The 19,544-nt window shown below is 71.2% G+C and carries 18 protein-coding genes and 5 pseudogenes; 16 read left to right on the top strand and 7 right to left on the bottom strand.

Features of this window, described 5'->3' with window-relative positions; translation table 11 throughout:
* Positions 1–286 precede the first annotated feature (286 nt).
* From ACZ8AI_RS19450 to ACZ8AI_RS19420, 7 genes are all read left to right on the top strand, one after another.
* Positions 287–1,129, top strand: coding sequence for an MFS transporter (locus ACZ8AI_RS19450; RefSeq protein WP_464859516.1), 843 nt, complete (start codon positions 287–289; stop codon positions 1,127–1,129).
* Positions 1,042–2,346 carry an MFS transporter gene (locus ACZ8AI_RS19445; protein WP_464859515.1) on the top strand — a complete coding sequence of 435 codons (1,305 nt, stop codon included), beginning with the start codon at positions 1,042–1,044 and terminating at the stop codon, positions 2,344–2,346. The genes ACZ8AI_RS19450 and ACZ8AI_RS19445 overlap by 88 nt, the downstream gene beginning before the upstream one ends.
* Before the next feature lie 73 nt (positions 2,347–2,419).
* Positions 2,420–3,001, top strand: coding sequence for a TetR/AcrR family transcriptional regulator (locus tag ACZ8AI_RS19440; RefSeq protein WP_464859514.1), 582 nt, complete (start codon positions 2,420–2,422; stop codon positions 2,999–3,001).
* A gap of 362 nt (positions 3,002–3,363) precedes the next feature.
* Complete coding sequence (locus ACZ8AI_RS19435) at positions 3,364–4,698, top strand: enolase C-terminal domain-like protein (protein WP_464859513.1); 1,335 nt, start codon at positions 3,364–3,366, stop codon at positions 4,696–4,698.
* A gap of 50 nt (positions 4,699–4,748) precedes the next feature.
* Positions 4,749–5,987 carry an ABC transporter substrate-binding protein gene (locus ACZ8AI_RS19430; protein ID WP_464859512.1) on the top strand — a complete coding sequence of 413 codons (1,239 nt, stop codon included), beginning with the start codon at positions 4,749–4,751 and terminating at the stop codon, positions 5,985–5,987.
* Between the two features lie 90 nt (positions 5,988–6,077).
* Positions 6,078–7,055 (top strand): carbohydrate ABC transporter permease, encoded by a 978-nt coding sequence (locus tag ACZ8AI_RS19425; protein ID WP_464859511.1) that lies wholly within the window; start codon positions 6,078–6,080, stop codon positions 7,053–7,055.
* On the top strand, positions 7,048–7,686 hold the full coding sequence (locus ACZ8AI_RS19420; RefSeq protein WP_464859510.1) for a carbohydrate ABC transporter permease: 639 nt from the start codon (positions 7,048–7,050) through the stop codon (positions 7,684–7,686). The genes ACZ8AI_RS19425 and ACZ8AI_RS19420 overlap by 8 nt, the downstream gene beginning before the upstream one ends.
* On the opposite strand, the gene ACZ8AI_RS19415 is transcribed toward ACZ8AI_RS19420, so the two are convergent.
* Entirely contained in the window at positions 7,613–7,774 is a 162-nt protein-coding gene (locus tag ACZ8AI_RS19415; protein ID WP_464859509.1) for a hypothetical protein, read from the bottom strand. The two genes, ACZ8AI_RS19420 and ACZ8AI_RS19415, sit on opposite strands and share 74 nt — an antisense overlap.
* On the opposite strand from ACZ8AI_RS19415, the gene ACZ8AI_RS19410 reads away from it, so the two are divergent.
* The 4 genes and pseudogenes from ACZ8AI_RS19410 to ACZ8AI_RS19395 all read left to right on the top strand — a co-directional run bounded on the left by ACZ8AI_RS19410 (position 7,761) and on the right by ACZ8AI_RS19395 (position 10,854).
* Positions 7,761–8,000 carry a hypothetical protein gene (locus ACZ8AI_RS19410; RefSeq protein WP_464859508.1) on the top strand — a complete coding sequence of 80 codons (240 nt, stop codon included), beginning with the start codon at positions 7,761–7,763 and terminating at the stop codon, positions 7,998–8,000. The genes ACZ8AI_RS19415 and ACZ8AI_RS19410 overlap by 14 nt on opposite strands.
* A gap of 96 nt (positions 8,001–8,096) precedes the next feature.
* A pseudogene (locus tag ACZ8AI_RS19405) lies at positions 8,097–9,417 on the top strand (alpha-L-fucosidase); the annotation flags it as partial.
* A 323-nt stretch (positions 9,418–9,740) separates the two neighbouring features.
* A pseudogene (locus tag ACZ8AI_RS19400) lies at positions 9,741–9,968 on the top strand (aldo/keto reductase); the annotation flags it as partial.
* 73 nt (positions 9,969–10,041) lie between these two features.
* A complete protein-coding gene (locus ACZ8AI_RS19395) occupies positions 10,042–10,854 on the top strand; it encodes an aldo/keto reductase (protein WP_464859564.1) in 813 nt (270 codons plus the stop codon).
* On the opposite strand, the gene ACZ8AI_RS19390 is transcribed toward ACZ8AI_RS19395, so the two are convergent.
* From ACZ8AI_RS19390 to ACZ8AI_RS19365, 6 genes and pseudogenes are all read right to left on the bottom strand, one after another.
* Complete coding sequence (locus ACZ8AI_RS19390; RefSeq protein ID WP_464859507.1) at positions 10,808–10,918, bottom strand: GlsB/YeaQ/YmgE family stress response membrane protein; 111 nt, start codon at positions 10,916–10,918, stop codon at positions 10,808–10,810. The two genes, ACZ8AI_RS19395 and ACZ8AI_RS19390, sit on opposite strands and share 47 nt — an antisense overlap.
* Before the next feature lie 268 nt (positions 10,919–11,186).
* Positions 11,187–11,821 (bottom strand): annotated as a pseudogene (locus ACZ8AI_RS19385) (FadR/GntR family transcriptional regulator).
* A 125-nt stretch (positions 11,822–11,946) separates the two neighbouring features.
* Positions 11,947–12,695 (bottom strand): annotated as a pseudogene (locus ACZ8AI_RS19380) (SDR family NAD(P)-dependent oxidoreductase).
* Positions 12,695–13,558 (bottom strand): fumarylacetoacetate hydrolase family protein, encoded by an 864-nt coding sequence (locus ACZ8AI_RS19375; protein ID WP_464859506.1) that lies wholly within the window; start codon positions 13,556–13,558, stop codon positions 12,695–12,697. Before ACZ8AI_RS19375 ends, ACZ8AI_RS19380 begins: the two are co-directional and overlap by 1 nt.
* 41 nt (positions 13,559–13,599) lie before the next feature.
* Positions 13,600–14,422, bottom strand: a pseudogene (locus tag ACZ8AI_RS19370) (amidohydrolase family protein).
* A 248-nt stretch (positions 14,423–14,670) separates the two neighbouring features.
* The gene (locus ACZ8AI_RS19365) at positions 14,671–14,934 is read right to left on the bottom strand and encodes a glutaredoxin family protein (RefSeq protein WP_464859505.1); all 264 of its coding nucleotides are present in this window, start codon (positions 14,932–14,934) and stop codon (positions 14,671–14,673) included.
* Between the two features lie 73 nt (positions 14,935–15,007).
* Between ACZ8AI_RS19365 and ACZ8AI_RS19360 the strand changes: the two genes are divergently transcribed.
* Genes ACZ8AI_RS19360 through ACZ8AI_RS19340 form a run of 5 tightly spaced genes read left to right on the top strand, consistent with a single transcriptional unit; the run spans position 15,008 to position 19,393 of the window.
* Positions 15,008–16,195, top strand: a complete 1,188-nt coding sequence (locus ACZ8AI_RS19360; RefSeq protein WP_464859504.1) for a PrsW family intramembrane metalloprotease — start codon at positions 15,008–15,010, stop codon at positions 16,193–16,195.
* 52 nt (positions 16,196–16,247) lie between these two features.
* Positions 16,248–17,732 carry an adenosylhomocysteinase gene (locus ACZ8AI_RS19355; RefSeq protein WP_464859503.1) on the top strand — a complete coding sequence of 495 codons (1,485 nt, stop codon included), beginning with the start codon at positions 16,248–16,250 and terminating at the stop codon, positions 17,730–17,732.
* Positions 17,729–18,760, top strand: coding sequence for an amidohydrolase family protein (locus ACZ8AI_RS19350; protein ID WP_464859502.1), 1,032 nt, complete (start codon positions 17,729–17,731; stop codon positions 18,758–18,760). Before ACZ8AI_RS19355 ends, ACZ8AI_RS19350 begins: the two co-directional genes overlap by 4 nt.
* Positions 18,712–19,086, top strand: a complete 375-nt coding sequence (locus ACZ8AI_RS19345; RefSeq protein ID WP_464859563.1) for an amidohydrolase family protein — start codon at positions 18,712–18,714, stop codon at positions 19,084–19,086. Before ACZ8AI_RS19350 ends, ACZ8AI_RS19345 begins: the two co-directional genes overlap by 49 nt.
* Positions 18,995–19,393, top strand: a complete 399-nt coding sequence (locus ACZ8AI_RS19340) for a cupin domain-containing protein (RefSeq protein ID WP_464859501.1) — start codon at positions 18,995–18,997, stop codon at positions 19,391–19,393. Before ACZ8AI_RS19345 ends, ACZ8AI_RS19340 begins: the two co-directional genes overlap by 92 nt.
* Positions 19,394–19,544: the final 151 nt, after the last annotated feature.

Genomic DNA, 19,544 nt, shown 5'->3' with positions numbered 1-19,544 from the left:
CGACCACCTCGCCCCCGAGCGCCTCCTCCACCCGACGGCGCAGGGCCGTCGGCAGTTCGTCCCACGTCATCCGCCCCACGAGGTTCACGGTACCGGGCGGCCCACCCTGAGAAGCCGTTCACGAACGTGCGCTCTCGGCAAGTTTGCGTTGTCGGCAAACGTGCTCTGGGTGTAAAGTTGCATTGTCGCAAGGTTGACCCGCCGTCACCGGCCCGCCAGCACGCTCCGGCGTCCCTCGCGACCACGCACCAGCACGCACTCACCCCTCGCACCCCTGAAGGACCCCATGTCTACTGCCACCGCACCCGTCGAGGTGCAGCGCGGACGACAGAGCACCCCGGCCAGCACGCCGGGGAAGCCGATCATGTCGCACCGCCAGATCCTCCTCGTCATCTACGGCCTGATGGCCGGCATGTTCCTGTCGTCCCTCGACCAGACGATCGTCGGCACGGCGATCCGTACGATCGGTGACGACCTGCACGGCCTCGACCAGCAGGCCTGGGTCACGACCGCGTACCCCATCGCGTCGACCATCACGACGCCGATCTACGGCAAGCTGTCCGACGTCTTCGGGCGTCGGCCGCTCTACATCTTCGGCATCGCGGTGTTCATCCTCGGGTCGCTGCTCTCGACCATGTCGACGTCGATGATCATGCTCGCCGCGTTCCGCGCCTTCCAGGGCATCGGTGCGGGTGCGCTGATGTCGCTCCCGTTGGCGATCATGGGCGACATCCTCGCCCCGCGCGAGCGTGCGAAGTACCAGGGGTACTTCCTGGCGGTCTTCGGCATCTCGAGCGTCATCGGCCCGCTCATCGGTGGGCTGTTCGCCGGCGCGTCGAGCATCCTCGGCATCACCGGCTGGCGGTGGGTCTTCCTGATCAACGTCCCGATCGGTGTCGCGGCCCTCCTCATGGTCATCGCGTTCCTGCACCTGCCGAAGTTCGGCGACGCCAAGGCGAAGCCCCGCATCGACTGGTGGGGCGCGACCTCCGTCATCGTGACGCTCGTCCCGTTCCTGCTGGTGGCCGAACAGGGCCGCACGTGGGGCTGGGGTTCGGCCGGCGCGATCGCCTGCTACGTGATCGGTGCCTCGGGCTCGTCGCCTTCCTCGTCGTCGAGACGCTCATGAAGGACGACGCGATCATCCCGCTGAAGCTGTTCCGCTCCGGCACGTTCTCGATGGCCACGATCCTCGGGTTCCTCGTCGGCTTCGCGATGTTCGGCGCCATGCTGACCATCCCGCTCTACCTGCAGATCGTCACCGGGCTGACCCCGACCGAGTCGGGCTTCGCGACCCTGCCGATGATCGGCGGGCTCATGATCGCCTCGATCGCCTCGGGCCAGATCGTCGCCCGCACCGGCCGCTACCGGATCTTCCCGGTGATCGGCACGACGCTGGTCTCGTGCGGCTACGTCGTGCTCACGTTCATGACGATCGACAAGCCGCTGTGGTTCCTGATGATCGGCATGTTCCTGATCGGGCTCGGCCTCGGCCAGCTCATGCAGAGCATCACCCTCGCCTCGCAGAACTCTGTCCAGCCGCGTGACATGGGCGTGGCGACCAGCTCCGCCACGTTCTTCCGCCAGATCGGTGGGACGCTCGCCACCGCGGTGCTGCTGTCGGTCCTGTTCTCGATCATGCCGGCGAACATCCTGCACGCCACGGCGGACGAGAAGAACCTGACCCCGGCCCTCGACGCCGCGCTGAACCCCACCGTCGCGACGGCGAAGGCGAACCAGGGTGTCATGGACCAGATCTGGAACCCGATCGTCACCCCGGTGAAGCAGCAGGTGCAGACCGGCCTCGACGCCGCGACCGCCAAGGTGACCCAGGCCACCACCGGTGCTCCGGAGTCGGTGCAGCAGCAGGCGCTGGCGAACGCCGCGACCCAGGCGCACGCGAGTGTGCAGGACGGCAAGCTCGCCGTCGACTGGTCGAACGCGGCGCAGCGCACCTACTGGGTGAACGACCTCGCGCCGACGCTCGCGAAGCAGATCGACAAGGGCGCGAACAGCTCGGGCGACTCGAACGCCGAGACGAGCGACACGTCCTACCTCAACGGCGCGGACAAGGCCCTCACGAAGCCGTTCATGACGGGCTTCAACACCTCGGCCGTGACCGTCTACTGGGTCGGCTTCGCGGTGATCCTGCTCGCGTTCGTCCTGAGCTGGTTCTTCAAGGCCCCGCCGCTCCGGAAGAGCTCGGCCTTGCAGGAGCAGGCCGACAACGCCGGCACCGCCGACGACCTCGAGGTGCAGGCGGTCAAGGCCGCCGACACCATGGGCTCGCCCACCGCGCCCGTGACCGGTTCGATCCCCGTCCAGCGGGGCGCCTCGAACGACTAGGGCCGAACGGGGCCTCCCTCCACCTCGAGGGAGGCCCCGTCCCGCACCACCCGTTCCGCACCAGGAGCAGCACGTGACCACCAGCGAAGCCCCCGCCGCAGACTGCGGCCTCCGGGAGCGCAAGAAGCAGCAGACCCGCGCCGCGATCCACGCCGCCGCGCTCGAGCTCGTCACCGGCCGCGGGCTGGCCGGCGTCACGGTCGAGGAGATCTGCGCCGCCGCCGGCGTCTCGCCGCGGACGTTCTTCAACTACTTCCCGTCGAAGGGCAACGCCGCACTGGGCCTGCCCGCGACGACGGTGCCCGACGAGGCACGAGCGACGTTCCTCGCCGCCGAGGGGCCGCTCGTCTCGGACCTCTGCGACCTCGTCGCGCAGACGGTCACCCTGCCGGAGGACCGTCGCCGCATGAAGGAGCTCGTGCAGGCCCGGCCCGAGATGGTCCCGACGATGCTGCAGTGGATGGCGGATGCCCGACTCGCCGTCCACGAGGTCGCCTCGCAGCGGACCGACCCGGACTCGGCGCGCACGGCGGTGACACTCGTGATGGCCGCGGTCATCGAGGCGGCACACCGCTTCACGGTCGGCTCCCGCGACGACCTGGCGGACCGGCTCCGAGGTGTGGTCGCCGAGATGGGCCGGCTCGCCACCGCCTGACCACCGCGACGGTCGCGTCGCCGCCGGCGCGTCGCGACCACGGCCTGGAGGCGCGGTGCGGGCCCGACCCGCACCGCGCCTCCAGGCCGTCGGTGCGTTCCGACCCATCGCGAGTGCAGTGGAAAGCGGAATCGCGCGTAGGTGGTCGGAAAGAACGACCTCCTACGCGCGGAACGACCTCCTACGCGCGGAACGACCTCCTACGCGCGGAACGGCTCCGGGGCGGGCGGACGGCGCGAGTCATCGGACGACTTGGCGCGCTTCGTGGCTGAAACGCAACGTCCCGCCCTCTTGACAGCAGAGACATCGGATGTTTCGATTACCTCGTTCGGTCGACGGCGACCGGACGGGCAGGAGACACGATGAGCCGCATCACCGGTCTGCGCGTGCGCGACGTCCGGTTCCCGACCTCGCGGGAGCACGACGGGTCCGACGCGATGAACCCGGCGCCCGACTACTCCGCGGCGTACGTCGAGATCAGCACCGACGCCCGCGACGGGCACGTCGGCACCGGCTTCGTCTTCACGATCGGGCGCGGCAACGAGGTGCAGGAGTCCGCGATCGCCGCCCTCCGCGACCACGTGCTCGGGGCCGACGCCGAAGCGCTCCTCGACGACATGGGCGGGACGTGGCGGGCCCTCGTGCACGACTCGCAGCTCCGCTGGCTCGGCCCGGAGAAGGGCGTCATGCACATGGCGATCGGTGCCTTGGTGAACGCGCTCTGGGACCTCCGGGCGAAGCGTGCCGGGCAGCCGCTCTGGGCGCTGCTGGCCGACCTCAGTCCGGAGGAGCTCGTCGACCTGGTCGACTTCCGGTACCTCACCGACGCGATCACCCCCGACGAGGCGCTGACGATGTTCCGCGACGCCGTCCCGCTCCGCGCCGAGCGCCGTGCACGGCTCGAACGCGAGGGCTACCGCGCGTACACGACGACCCCCGGCTGGCTCGGCTACGACGACGAGAAGCTGGCGCGCCTCTGCCGCGAAGCCGTCGACGAGGGATTCACCCAGATCAAGCTCAAGGTCGGCGGCGACGTCGACGAGGACATCCGGCGGATGGGCATCGCCCGCGCCACCGTCGGCCCAGACATCAGGATCGCCATCGACGCGAACCAGCGCTGGGACCTCGACGAGGCCGTCGCGTGGATCGAGCGGCTGCGCCCGTTCGACATCGCCTGGGTCGAGGAGCCGACCAGCCCGGACGACGTCCTGGCGCACGCCGAGATCGCCCGCCGCATCGCCCCGATCCCGGTGGCGACGGGGGAGCACATGGCGAACCGCGTGATCGCGAAGCAGCTCATCCAGGCCCGCGCGATGAGCGTCCTGCAGATCGACGCCACCCGCGTCGCCGGGGTGAACGAGAACCTGGCGATCCTGCTCCTCGCGGCGAAGCACGGCGTCCGGGTGTGCCCGCACGCCGGTGGCGTCGGGCTGTGCGAGGCCGTCCAGCACCTCTCGATGTTCGACGCGGTCGCCCTGACCGGCGACCTCGACACCCGGTGCATCGAGTTCGTCGACCACCTGCACGAGCACTTCGTGACCCCGGTCGACGTCCACGACGGCCGCTACCGGCCGCCGACCGCTCCCGGTGCCGGCACCGAGATGCTCGCCGACACCCTCGACACGTACTCGTTCCCGGACGGCCCGGTCTGGGCCGCGCCGGCCGAGGACATCCCGGACGCGGTCCGCGTCGCCTGACCAGCACCTCCCACACCTCACCCGATCACCACGACGAAGTGGAGACTCCGATGCAACGACGACGCATCATCGCCGGGCTCGCGGCAGCAGTTGCCGCGACCCTCGTGCTCACCGGCTGTTCCTCCGGCAGCAGTGCCGGCGGGAGCCAGTCGAAGGACGCCCTGACCTGGTCCATGTGGATCGCCGGGAAGGAGGACAAGGCCGCCTGGCAGAAGGTCGCCGACACCGTGAAGAGCGAGGACGACATCACCCTGACGATCCAGGGTGCGCCGTTCGAGAACTACTTCACGAAGCTCAGCACGCAGTTGAGTGCGGGCGGCGCCCAGTGCGTCGTGAGCATGCAGTCGCTCCGCACCGCGAACTACACGTCGTCGCTGCTGCCCCTCGACGACCTCGCGAAGAAGGACGGCACCGACCTGTCCGCGTTCGACAGCACCGCGCTCGACGGCATGAAGGTCGACGGGAAGCTCTACGGCCTGCCCTACGACACCGGGCCCATCATGATGTTCTACAACAAGGACGTCTTCACGAAGGCCGGGGTGGCCGAGCCGAAGCCGGGGTGGACCGTCGACGACTTCGAGGCGGCGGGCGCCGCGCTGAAGGCGAAGGGCATCACGATGTTCGGCTCGACGGTGGGCGACCTCAACCTCGAGTCGATGGTCTACGGCTACAACGGTGGCCGGGTGATCACGTCCGACGGCGAGCTCGACGCGTCGAACGCGAAGTTCGCGGACGGCCTCGACCGGCTCTCGACGCTGGTGGAGAAGGGCTACGCGACGCAGGCGTCGTCGGACTCGTCGACACCGGGCAACGACTTCGCCGCCGGCAAGGTCGCGATGTACACCGACGGTCCGTGGTCGCTCATCAGCCAGAAGGCCAAGGTGAAGTTCGACCTCGGGGTCACGACGCTCCCCGCCGGGACGTCGGGTCCGTCGACCTTCGCCGCCGGCTCCGGCTTCGGTGTCTCGAAGCAGTGCAAGTACCCGGAGCAGGCGTTCAAGGCCGTCCAGACGATGACCAGCGAGAAGGTCCTGACGTCGCTCGCCGAAGCGGGACGAGCCTTCCCCGGCCGCACCGCTGCCCAGTCGGCGTGGTACTCGAGCGCCGGCATCGACGGCGCCGAGGCCGCGCTCAAGGCGGGACTCGCGAAGTCCTCGCCGCTCCTCGGGAACAAGCAGAGCGACCAGCTGTCCCAGCTGTTCACGCAGTACGCGCTGCAGGCGGTGAACGGGCAGACCTCCGGCAAGGAGACCATGTCCTCGATCGCCGGCCAGCTCGGCACGCAGTGACGGACGGGAGGCGCGGGTCGACCCCGCCCCGCGCCTCCCGTTTCGTCGCCACCCCACCCAGGACCGCGCGAACGACGAGGAGGTCGTCGCATGACCACCATCCAGGACCCACCGGCCGAAGCGGCCGTCCCCGCGGTCGCGAGCGCGATCGCGGTCGGCACCGCCACCCCGCGGCGGAAGGACGGCGAGGACACGAGCGCGCTCGGGCGCCGCTCCTGGTGGGGCGCCGCGTTCGCGGCACCCCACTCGATCGGACTCGTCGTCTTCACGGCGTTCCCGATCATCGCCTCACTCGTCGTCAGCTTCATGAACTGGCCCATGCTCGGCGAGCGGAGCTGGGCCGGCATCGAGAACTACACCCGACTGTTCGCCGACCCGGTCTTCCGCACGGTGACGCTCAACACGGCGCTGTTCGTGGTCCTGTACGTGCCGCTCAACCTCGTCGTGTCGCTCGGGCTCGCGGCTTGGCTGACGCCACGGATCGCCGGCCGGCACGTCTTCCGCGTCCTGTTCTTCATCCCGACCATCACGCCCATCGTCGCGAACGTCGTCGTGTGGCGGATGCTGTACCAGCCCGGTGGCGCGATCGACGCGTCGCTGCAGTCCACCGTCGGGGTGCACGCGCCGAACTTCCTCGCCGACCAGCACTGGGCGATGTTCGCCATCGTCGCGATGAGCGTGTGGCAGGGCTTCGGCTACAACATGCTGATCTTCTCGGCGGCACTCGACGCGGTGCCGGAGAACCAGATCGAGGCCTCGCAGCTCGACGGGGCGAACGCCTGGCAGACCTTCTGGGCGATCAAGTTCCTGCTCATCTCGCCGTCGGTGTTCTTCGCGACGATGATGACGCTGATCACCTCGTTCCAGGTGTTCGTGCAGCCGTTGGTGCTGACGAAGGGCGGGCCGGGCACCGCGACGGAGACCCTCGTGCAGTACATCTACAACACCGGCTTCCAGAACCAGCAGCTCGGTCTGGCCTCGGCCGGCGCCTGGGTGCTGTTCGTCACCATCCTCGGGATCACGGCCGTCCAGTTCCTCGGGCAGAAGCGGTGGGTGCACTATGAGTGAAGCGGTCCGCGGGCGCGTCGGCGCCACCACGTCGAACCGGACGGTCAACCCACGTGCCGTCGCCAGGACGAAGTCCGCGCCACGACCGGGGCGGGTCCGGCACGCGATCGGGTACGTCCTGCTCTGCCTCGTCGCACTCCTGTTCGTCTCGCCGCTCATCTACATGGTCGCGACGAGCCTGAAGCCCGCCGACCAGGTGTTCACCACCCCGCCGACGCTCTGGGGTCGCTCGCTCGAGTGGGACAACTACGTGCAGGCGTTCACCTACCTGCCGTTCGCCCGGTTCATCCTCAACGGGGTGTTCGTCGCCGCGGCCGGCACCGCGATCAACGTCGTCGTCGCCGTGCTGTCCGGCTACGCGTTCTCCCGCCTGCGGTGGCGTGGCCGGAACACCGTCTTCGTGCTGTTCCTGGCGACGCTGATGATCCCGCAGGACGTCCTCGTCATCCCGATGTACGTGATGATGCAGGGCTTCGGTTGGGTCGACACGTTCCAGGCGCTCATCGTCCCGTGGGCCTTCACCGCCCTCGGTGCGTTCCTGGTGCGGCAGTTCTTCCTCACCGTGCCGCAGGAGCTCGACGACGCCGCACGGGTGGACGGGGCCGGGCGATCCGGACCTTCTTCTCCGTGATGCTCCCGCTCGCCCGACCGACCATGGCCCCCCCCCCCCCCCCCCCCCCCCCCCCCCCCCCCCCCGTCCTCGCGGTGTTCTCGTTCATCTCCTACTGGAACTCGTTCCTCTGGCCGCTCGTCGTCGTGAACGACGTCGAGGCCCGCGGCACCATCCCGCTCGGCCTGCAGCAGTTCTTCGGGCAGCAGGGCCCGGAGTGGAACCTCGTGATGGCGGCCTCGGTGATCTCGATGCTGCCGACCGTGATCCTGCTCGTCCTGCTCCAGAAGCACCTCGTCAAGGGCATCGTCACCTCCGGCCTCGGCGGCCGCTGATCCAGCCGCACCGCGCCGTGGACGCGAGCACGTCGTGACCGCAGCGCACCCCGACCACCCGCACTGTTCCTCCCGTCCGAAAGGAAGACTCGCCACATGACCATCACCGCACCTGCAGAGCCGCAGACCGCGACCGACGCCACCGGCCTGCCCGCGTGGTTCGCCCACGACCGGTTCGGCATGTTCATCCACTGGGGGCTCTACGCCCTGCCCGCACGGCACGAGTGGGTGAAGAACCGTGAACGGATCACCGACGCGGACTACCAGAAGTACTTCGACCACTTCGACCCAGACCTGTTCGACGCCGCCGACTGGGCCCGCCGCGCCCGCGAGGCCGGCATGAAGTACGTGGTCCTCACCACGAAGCACCACGAGGGCTTCGCGCTCTGGGACTCGAAGCTCACCGACTACAAGGCGACGAACACCCGCTTCGGCCGCGACATCGTCCGCGAGTTCGTCGCCGCCGTCCGGGCCGAGGGCCTGCGCGTCGGCTTCTACCACTCGCTCATCGACTGGCACCACCCGGACTTCACGATCGACGGCGTGCACCCGCGACGGGACGACGGCGAGGCAGCGATCGCCGCGCTCAACGAGGGCCGCGACATGGCCCGGTACCGCGCGTACCTGCACGGGCAGGTCGAGGAGCTGCTGACCGACTACGGACGGATCGACTACCTCTTCTACGACTTCTCGTACCGCGACAACGACCACGAGGACATCTGGGGTGGCAAGGGCCGAGACGACTGGGGGTCCGAGGAGCTGCTCGACCTGACCAGGCGGCTCCAGCCGGGCATCATCGTCAACGACCGGCTCGACCTGCCCGGCGACATCGTCACCCCGGAGCAGTACCAGCCGGACAAGCCGATGGAGGTCGACGGCGTGCGCGTGCCGTGGGAGGCCTGCCAGACCCTCAACGGCTCATGGGGCTACGACCGCGACAACCTCACCGTGAAGAGCGTCGACCTGCTCGTCCGGATGCTCGTGGACGGCGTCTCGAACAACGGGAACATGCTGCTCAACGTCGGACCGACCGGCCGCGGCGAGTTCGACGGGGTCGCACGGAGCGCACTCGCGGGCATGGGGACGTGGATGCACCAGCACGCGCGGTCCGTCTACGGCGCGGGGCCGTCGTCCTTCCAGGCACCGGCGGGCACCGTGTACACGCAGAACGGGAACCGGCTGTACCTGCACCTGTTCACGTGGCCGTTCGAGCACGTGCACCTGGCCGGCCTGGCCGGGAGGGTCGAGTACGCGCAGCTGCTCAACGACGCGTCCGAGATCCACTTCCGCGAGATCCCCGAGGGCACCCGTGCGCAGAACACCGGGCTCGGCGGACAGCCGGCCGGCACCCTGACGGCGACCCTGCCGATCGTGCGCGCCCGACGTCGCGGTGCCGGTGGTCGAGCTGTTCCTGCGCGACTGGATGCAGCGCATCGTGTCGAGGACACGGTTGCGGGCGGGACAGGAGTCCGCCTACGAGGAGGCGCACGCCGCGATCCCGCCCGCACTGGTCGACCGGCTCCGCGCCGCGGGGGTGTCGAACTGGAGCATCTGGCGGGACGGGCGGGACCTGGTCCACCTGATCGAGGTCGAGGACTACCGCGCGATGCGCCGGTCGCTCGCCGACGACCCGGTGAACGCCGCCTGGCAGGAGGTCATCAACCCGCTCCTCGAGGCGGACGACGACTACTCGGGCAGCGACGACGGGATCCCGCTCGTCTGGACGCTGGAGGAACAGGCATGACGGACCTCGCCGTGGACCTCGACCGCGGGCCGTTCTGGCTCGGCGGTGCCGGCATCGCCAACCTGCTGCGCGCCGTGTCCGACCAGGACGCCCGAGCCACCGTCGACGCGGCGTGGGACGTCGGCGTGCGGGGGTTCGACACGGCGCCGCACTACGGCCTCGGGCTGTCCGAACGGCGACTCGGGGCGGCGCTCGCCGACCGGCCCCGCTCGGATTACCTGGTCTCGACGAAGGTCGGTCGGCTGCTCGTACTCCGGTCGCGGCGACGGCGACGACCTGGCGTCGGGCGGGTTCGCGGTGCCGGACGACCTCGTCCGGCAGTGGGACCCGTCCCCGTCGGGCGTCCGCCGTTCGCTCGACGAGTCGCTCGACCGGCTCGGCCTCGACCACGTGGACATCGCGTACCTGCACGACCCGGACGTGTACTCGCTGACCGACGGGCTGACGCAGGCGCTGCCGACCCTCGCCGAGCTGCGGGACGAGGGCGTGGTGCGCGCCGTCGGCGTGGGGTCGAACTCGGTGTCCGCGCTCGAGGCCGCCGTCGAGACCGGGCTGTGCGACGTCGTCATGCTCGCCGGTCGGTACACGCTGCTCGAGCAGCCCGCGGCGTCGCTCGTCGCACGGTGCGGGAGCTCGGCGTCGCCGTGGTCGCGGTCGGGGTCTACAACTCGGGGCCGCTCGGCCAGGACCGTCCGGACGCGTCGGCGACCTACGACTACGCCACCGCGCCGGCTCCGGTCCTGGCGCGGGCGAACGCCGTCGCGGACGTCTGCGAACGGCACGGGGTCACGCTGCCCGAGGCCGCGCTGGCCTTCCCCCGCCGGGCCGCAGCCGTCCGGGCGATCGCCCTCGGGGCCCAGTCCGCCGAGCAGGTGCGGGAGAACGCCGCACGGGCGGCGGCGGACGTCCCCGAGGCGCTCTGGGACGAGCTGCGCGCCGCGGGCCTCCTCAGCACCTGACCCGTGGAACCACGAATCCGACATCGAACCAGGGCAATCGCCCGGTTCGATGTCGGATTCGTGGTTCGTCGCGCGCCGCTCGGCGCCGCTCGGCGCCGTCGCGACTAGCGCGTGCGGGCGCTGCTGCGGCCCGAGACCTTCAGGTAGATGAACAGCACGATGATCGCGCCGATGATCGAGCCGATGATGCCGGCCGGCTGGAAGAAGCCGTCCATCGGGTCGTGCTGGAAGATCAGGAAGCCCAGGAAGCCTCCGACGAACTGAGCCGATGATGCCGAGCAGGATGGTCATCGGGATCGAGATGTGCTGCTTCCCGGGCATGACGAGATCGGGCGACTGCGCCAGCGATGAGTCCGACGATGATGAGGCTGATGATGAGACCGAGCACGGTTTCCTCCTTGTGGGGTCAACGTGTCCAGCGGGTTGCCGGGTTCACGACCGACGTCCTACCCAACACGACGGTGCCCCAGCGCGTTCTCAGGTTCAGTCGAGGGACCGGCGCAGCCAGCGCTCGACGCCCTCGACGTGCGACACCACGAGGGACTGCACGAGCTGCGGATCACGGCGGCGGATCGCGTCCACGATCGCGGCGTGCTCGTCGAGCGTGCGCTGCACCGAGCCGTTCTGGGTGAGGCCGCGCCAGACCCGCACGCGCACGGTCTTGCCCGACAGGGCGTCGAGCAGCCCGGACAGGTACTGGTTGCCGCCGATGCCGGCGATGGTCGAGTGGAACAGCAGGTCGTGGGCGACGAGGTCCTCGACGCCGGTGTCCTCGGCGACCGACGCCATCAGGGTCGCCAGGTCGTCGATCTGCTGCTCGGAGGCGCGGGCCGTCGCGAGCACGGCGGACGCGGGTTCGAGGATGCGCCGGACCTCGAGCAGGTCGACGAGCGAGCGGTCGTGGTGCATGTCGACGACGAACGACACCGCCTCGAGCAGGACGCCCGGCTCGAGGGAGGTGACGTAGGTGCCGTCGCCGCGGCGGACGTCGAGCACGCGGATGAGTTCGAGGGCCTTCACCGCTTCGCGCAGGCTGTTCCGTGACAGCCCGAGCGACTCGCTCAGCTCCTTCTCGGGCGGAGGCGCTGCCCGGGCTGGAGCTCGCCGCTCACGATCATCTGCTGGATGCGCGCGATCGCGTCGTCGGTCAGCGAAGCCACACGTCCACCTCCTGCTCAGCCCACTCGCGGACGCGACCGGACAGGTCGACGATAGTCGTGCCTCCAGGCCGGGACCGGCAGCATCAGGCGGGCCGGAGCCGGAGCGCCTGCATGCCGCCGTCGACGGCCAGGTCGACGCCCGTCGTCGACCGGGCGAGGGGCTCGTCAGGTAGGCGACCGCTTCGGCGACCTCCTCGGCCGCGACGAGCCGTCCGTGCGGCTGTCGGGCTTCGAGGGCCGCGCGCTCGGCGGCCGGGTCGGCGGCGGTCGACAGCAGGCGACCGACCCACGGGGTGTCCGCGGTGCCCGGGTTGACCGCGTTCACCCGGATGCCCTCGCGGAGGTGGTCGGCGGCCATCGCGCGGGTGAGCGCCGCGATCGCGCCCTTGGTGGCGGAGTACAGCGCACGCTGCGGCAGGCCGGCGGTGGCGGCGATCGAGCACGTGTTGACGATGCTCGCGTTCCCGGAGGCGCGGAGGTGGGGGAGTGCTGCGCGGGAGAGCCGGACGGCACCGAGGACGTTGACCTCGTACACGCGACGCCACTCGTCGTCGGGGTTGTCCTCGACGGTGCCCTGCGCGCCGATGCCGGCGTTGTTGACGAGGACCTCGAGGCCGCCGAGCTGGTCGACCGCCGCGGACACCGCTGCGCGCACGGACTCGTCGGAGGAGACGTCGCAGGTGACGGAGACGACGCCCTCGGCGCTCGAGGGTTGCAGGTCGAGCACGGCCACGGTGGCACCGCGGTCCTGCAACGCGGTGACGATCGCGGCACCGATGCCGGACGCGCCGCCGGTGACGATCGCGCGGACGCCGTCGTGTGACCCGCCCATCACGCCGCCCCGATCGTCTGCCGCTGCGAGCCGAGGCCCTCGGCGGTGAGTTCGACGACGTCACCGGGCTGCAGGTACGGGGCACCGCTGCCGAGCGCCACACCCGCCGGGGTCCCGGTGCTGATGACGTCGCCCGGGTACAGCACCATGAACTGCGACAGGTACCGGACGATCTCCGCCGGCTTGAAGATCATGTCAGCGGTGGTGCCGTCCTGCCGCACCTCGCCGTTCACGGTGAGGTGCAGTGCGAGCGACTCCGGGTCGAGCCCGGCCTCCTGCAGCGACGACGGGGTGACGAGCCACGGCCCGAGCGGGTTGAAGGTCTCGCACGACTTGCCCTTGTCCCACTGGCCGCCGCGCTCGAGCTGGAACGCGCGCTCGGAGACGTCGTTGGCGATGGCGTACCCGGCGATGTGGGTCGCGGCCTCGGCCTCGGACTCGCAGTAGCGGGCGGTCGTGCCGATGACGATCGCGAGTTCGATCTCCCAGTCGGTCTTCGTGCTGCCACGGGGGACCAGGACCTCGTCGTCGGGGCCGATCACCGTCATCGGGTCCTTCATGAACACGATCGGCTCGGTCGGGATGTCGGCGCCCGTCTCGGCGGCGTGGTCGCGGTAGTTCAGGCCGATGCAGACGACCTTGCCGGGTCGGGCGACCGGAGCGCCGCGGCGGAGGGCATCGGCGTCCGGGACGGGCCGCAGGTCGCCGGCGCTGCGGGCGTGCTGCACGCGGCCGATCGGGTCGGACGCCAGGAACGTCCCCGAGACGTCGGTCGTGATCGGGCGGAGGTCGAGGACCTCGCCGTCGGTGTCGATGGCCACGGGGATCTCGCTCCCCGCCGGGCCGAGTCGTGCGAACCGCATCGTTCCTCACTCTCCTGCTGCACCGGTGCAGCGGAAACATCCTATGTCTGAGGATGCTCCCCGGCAAGGTAGACGCGCTCGGCGGTCCCGCGGAACACCGCGTCGCGCTCGTCCGGTCCGAGGTCGGTGAGGGCGGTGGTGGTCGTGTCGAGGACCTCGGCGTAGTCGGTGGCGAGCGTCGACACCGGCCAGTCCGAGCCGAACAGGGAGCGGTCCGGGCCGAAGAGCTCGACGACCTCGCGGGCGTAGCGGGCCACGGGGCGGTCGCGCCAGTCATCGCCGGCTTCGGTGAGGAGGCCGGAGACCTTGCACACCACGTTCGGGCGCGCGGCGACGTCGCGCATCTGGGTCCGCCAGGCATCGGCGACCTCGCGGCCCTCGCCGCTGTCCTGCGTACCCGATCGGTCGCGTGCGATGGCGGGCTTGCCGGCGTGGTCGAGCACGAACACCGCCTCCGGCACGGCGTCGACCAGCGCGAGAGCGGCCAGGTGCTCGCGCTCGCGGACGAGCAGGTCGAACACGAGCCCGGCGGCGGCCACGGCACGGACACCGCGGACCACCGTCCGGGCGTGCGAGCCAGGACGGATCGGGTTCGTCGTGCGCCTGGTGTCGGACGCCGACCAGTCGCTCACCGCCCGGCAGCGCCCGCACGACCGCGAGTCGGTCGGCGACGTCCGGCGCGGTCAGGTCCATCCACCCGACGACCCCGGCGACCGGCCCGGGCTGCGCGAGGAGCCACGCCGTCTCGCCGGGATCGTGCACGGCCTGCACGACGACGGTGCGCGTGACGTCGGTGTCCCGGGTGACCGCACGGAGGTCGTCCACGTCGAACCGGCGCCGGATCGGGGCGACCGAGTCGTCCATCCAGGGGTACGGCCGGTCGGCTGGATCCCAGAGGTGGTGGTGAGCGTCGATGATCACGCGGCCATCATGCCCGATTCATCCGATGTCCGACCAGTTCGACCAGTTCGACCCATGACACCCGCGATGGAAAGGAATCGGGCGTACTCGGTCGGAAGTTCCGACCAGGTACGCCCGATTCGGGCAAGTACGCCCGAGCCCGGACCAGGCGCGCGGCCGGCCCAGGCGCCCGGCCCGCACAAGCCCCGCGCTCAGACCAGCGACGCGGCCTCGAGCTCGGAGCGCAGCTCGGCGTCGGACGGCTCCACGAAGTGCTTGCCGTTGGGCAGCACCACGACGGGGATGTTCTTCCGCCCACTGATCGTCTCGGCGCGGTCCGCCGCGGAGAGGTCCGCCTCGACGTCCACGTACTCGTAGTCCACGCCGAGCGTGTCGAGCAGCGCCTTGGACCGTCGGCAGTCGCGGCACCAGTCGGCACCGAACATCGTCACCTTGTCGAACGTCTCGTCAGTCATGTCCCCCCGAACAGATGACTCGATCCCGCCATTCCCGCGGTCGTACCGTGCGCCGTCGGAGCACCATGTCCCCATGAGCCTGCCCTCGGACCTCCCCGCCGTCCGCGCCGAGCACCGCAACGAGCACCCGCACCGGCACCCGGACCCGGACCCGCACGAGCAACCCCCGCACCCGCACCACCGGCACGGGTGGTGGTGGAAGACGCTCCTGACCGGGTTCGTGCTCTGGGTCGTCACGATCATCGTCACCTTCTCGACGCTGAACACGAACCTGGTGCCGACGATCATCCTGCTCGGCAGCTTCCTCGTGCCGTTCACGGTCGTGCTCTTCGTCATCGAGCGGGTGACCGGTTCGGTGAGCACGATGCAGCTCATCGTCGCGTTCTTCGTCGGCGGCATCCTCGGGGTGCTCGGGGCGTCGCTGCTCGAGGCCGACCTCCGCGCGGGTGCCGGGCTCTACATCGTCGTCGGGTTCGTCGAGGAGTTCGTGAAGGGCGTCCTGCTCGTCGTCGTCGGGTGGCGGGTGCGCCCGAAGACGGCTCGGCAGGGTGCGCTCCTCGGCGCCACGGTGGGCGCGGGCTTCGCGGCGTTCGAGTCCGCCGGGTACGCGTTCAACGCGGCGATCACCAGCCGCGGCATCGACCTCGTGTCCCTGCTGCAGACCGAGGTGGTGCGGGCCATCCTGTCGCCGGTCGGCCACGTGCTCTGGACCGCGATCCTCGGGGCGGTGGTGTTCGGCGCCGCGCACGGACGGGCGCGCTTCCGGTGGTCGTGGTCGATCCCGATCGCCTACGTCGGCGTCGCGCTCCTGCACGGTCTGTGGGACTCGAACTCCACGATCTCGACGCTGCTGGCGTTCCTGGTGACCGGCACGCCGTTGTCCGCGGCTCGGAACGGTGCCGTCCCGGTGTCGATCGCGGGCCTCGCGACGACGCTCTACGTGGTGGGGCTGGCGATCGTCTCGGCGATCGGGGTGGTCATCCTGGTCGCGGTGCTGGATCCGAGCGAGGAAGCGGAGTGCCGTCGGCGTCGACGACGACCCGGCCTGGGGCGAGACCCCGGCACCGCACCCGCTCGGGTGATGCCGCACGCTCGCCCTACGATTGGGGCATGCCGCCCGGACCCGACCCCGAGACGCGCGCCTGGGCCTCCGCCGCCGTCCGACGGTTCGCTGCCGCCACGAACCTGCTCGTCGCCGCCCGCCGGTTCCGCATCGTCGGCGGCGACCCCCGCGACACGGCCGCGCTGCACGCCCTGCTGACCAGCCTCGGTGCACGCCCCGCGGCGGACCACGAACCCGTCGACCAGCTCTGGTGCGTGGGATCGCCGGACGAGAGCACGGCCGCCGTCGAACGCGCGAGGCCGACCGCCCCCGCGGGGCCACCCTCGTCGTGGTCGACGCCGGCCGACACCTGCCCGCCGTCGACGAGGACGCCTTCGGACCCGTCACGAGCGTCCGTCCGGGGGTGCTCGGCGTACCGGCCCTGTCCGACGACGTCTTCCTCGTCTCCACCGGACGCGACCCGGAGGACGACCCCGCCGCCGACGCCCGTCTGCGCTGGGCTCGACGCTCGATGCCCGTCTCACGAGCGGTCGCCGCCGAGCTCCGCGACGGCGGACTCCTCCGTGGCACGCGCATCGGCGTCAGCATGTTCCTCGAGCCGAAGACCGCCGTGCTGAGCCTGCTGCTCCGCGACGCCGGGGCCGAGGTCGTCGTCTACGCCCACGCCGACGAGACGGACGACGCCGTCGCGGACGCGCTCCGACGTGCGGGACTGACCGTGCACGCCAGCAGCACCGCGACCCTGCCGGAACAGAAGGACCTCGCGCTCGCGATGCTCGACACCCGACCGCACGTCCTGCTCGACGACGGTTCGCACGTGATCCGGCTCGCCCACCAGGAGCGCCCGGACCTGCTGCCGACGATGCTCGGTGCGGCGGAGGAGACGACGAGCGGCCTCCGACCGCTCCGCGTGCTGGCCGCGCGCGGCGAGCTCGGGATCCCCGTGGTCGCCGTCAACGACGCCCGCACCAAGACCTTCTTCGACAACCGGTACGGCACCGGGCAGTCGACGGTGTTCGCGACACTCGACCTGGTCGACGGGCTCCCCTCCGGCACGCACCGGGTCCGGCCGGGAGGCGCGGCTGTCGTCGCCGGGTTCGGGCACGTCGGCGAGGGGGTCGCGCTGGTGCTCCGCGCGCTCGGCTTCACCGTCACGGTCGCTGAGACCGACCCCGTCCGCGCCCTGCAAGGCGCTGTTCGCCGGGTACGGGGTCGCACTGCTCGTCGACGCCGTCCGCGACGCCGACCTGGTGATGAGCGCGACCGGGGTCGCGGACACGATCGACCCGGGGTGCTCCGGCCTGCGCGGACGGCGCGGTCGTGGCAGTCGCCGGCGGGGTCGACGGCGAGGTGGCGATCGACGCGGCGCTCGCCGCCGGTGCCGTCCGGACGGAGATCGGCCGGAAGGTCGAACGCTTCGCGTGGCCGGACGGTCACGACGTGCTCGTGCTCGACGACGGCGGGTGCATCAACATCACCGCGGCCGAGGGCAACCCGATCGAGATCATGGACCTGTCCTTCGCCGCGCAGCTCGGCGCCGTCCGGATGCTCCTCGAGCGCGGCGACGAACTCGACCGCGCCGTCGTGCCGATCGACCCCGCGGTGGACGACGCGACCGCCCGGCGCGGCGCTCGCCGCGTTCGGGAGTCGACCCGCGCCTCCCGGCCCGCTCGCCGCACAGCCCGCCGACCGCGAGCTCGACGTCCGGACCCGCCGTTTCGGGGAACCGTCGTGACCGGCGACCACGCGGTCACCGTGCACGCGGCGCGCATCGTCGTCCCGATGACCGCGCCGCCGATCGCGGACGGCGCGGTCGCGGTGCAGGACGGTCGGATCCTGCACGTCGGCGACCGGTCCTGGGTCGTCGACCAGCTCGCGAGCACCGGCACGGCCTTCACCGAACGGCGCTGGCGCGGGGCGCTCCTGCCCGGTCTCGTCAACGCGCACTCGCACCTGCAGTACACCGGCATGGCAGGTGTCGGGCAGCGCCAGTACGCGGGGTTCGAGGACTGGGCCGCCGCGTTCAACCAGGACTACGCCGAACCGCACGACTGGCGTGCCGAGGCCGCCGCCGGGGCTCGGCAGTCGATCCTGGCGGGCGTGACGAGCATCGCCGACGTCGTCACCGACCTCGAGGCGGCGACCGCACTCGAGTCGCACGGACTCGGCGGCATCGCCTACTGGGAGGTCATGGACTGGGAGAACGCGGCGTGGCAGACCCACGGCCGCGACCAGGTCCTCGCCGAGCTGGAGCCCTTCCCCACCGTGCCGGGCGCCGACCTCGCCGCACGCCCCCTACTCGCTCGACGTCGCACCCCCTGCTCGAACTGCCGGACATCGTGCGGCAGCGCGGGCTGCGCCTGCACCTGCACCTCGGCGAGGCGGCGTTCGAGGGTGAGCGGGTCGCTCTCGGCCCGTCCCCGGACTCGACGGCGTCGACGGTGTCGGCCACGGCAGCGACTGGCACCTGGCGAACGCGCCGTCGTTCCGGGCCATGCGGGCGCTCGGCTTCGGTGCCAGCGCGACCGCGTTCGTCGACCGGCTCGGCGTGCTCGGGCCGGACTGCCACATCGCGCACGGGGTCTACATGACCGCGGCGGACCGGGCCCTGCTCCGTGCCCGCGGCACCGCCGTCGCGCTCTGCCCCCGCTCGAACGCCGTCATCGGGCTCGACCCGGTCGCCGGTCGCGGACTACCTCCGCGAGGGCAGCCCGATCGCGATCGGCACCGACTCGCTGTCCTCGTCGCCCTCGCTCGACCTGATGGCCGACGTCACCGCGCTGCACCGGATCGCCCGCGCCCAGGGGTACGGCCACCGGGACCTGCACGAACGGCTCCTCGCCGCCAGCCACACCCTCGGTGGCGCGCACGCGATGGGACTCGCCGTCGGGCCGGACCGCGTCGGGCACCTCGCCGTCGGCGCGCGGGCCGACCTGGCGGTGTTCGACGTCGATGCCCGCACCGTGCCGGACGCGATGGCCGAACTCGTCGAGGACGGTGCCGGCCGTGCGGGTGCGACGACCGTCATCGGCGGCGTCGTCCGGGCCGCCGACGGCACACTCACCCCGACCCCCGTGGAGGAACCATGACCGAGACCGCACCCCGACCCGGCATGGCCGCGCGACGCACGTTGCGGCGGCGAGCCGTCATCGAGTGCCTCGCACGTCCCGAGAGCGCCGTCGCCCTCGGCATGGAGCCGCACCCCGAGGCGGCTGGTACGTGCGCACCTGGACCTCGCCCGCGACGGTGTCGACGGCAGGCGGCGACCGTCTCACGGCCACGCTCGGCATCCACTTCCTGCTGCCCCCGGGCGAGGCCTCCGCCTGGCACCGGGTCACGAGCGACAGATCTGGATGTGGCACGGCCCGGACTCGGTCGACCTGCTCCCGGCGGTGACGGCGACGAGCCCGTGCCGGGAGCGACCATCACCCTCGGGCCTGATGCCGGGCGCGACCGTGTGAGACGACGCGCAGGCGTTCGTGCGCGGCGGGGTCTGGCAGCGGAGGACGATCCCGGGCGACGGCGAGGAGGTGCTGCTGAGCTGCCT

Source organism: Curtobacterium sp. AC273, from assembly GCF_979253735.1.
The sequence above is the reverse complement of the archived record's forward strand: the minus strand, read 5'-3'. Positions and strand labels throughout refer to the sequence as shown.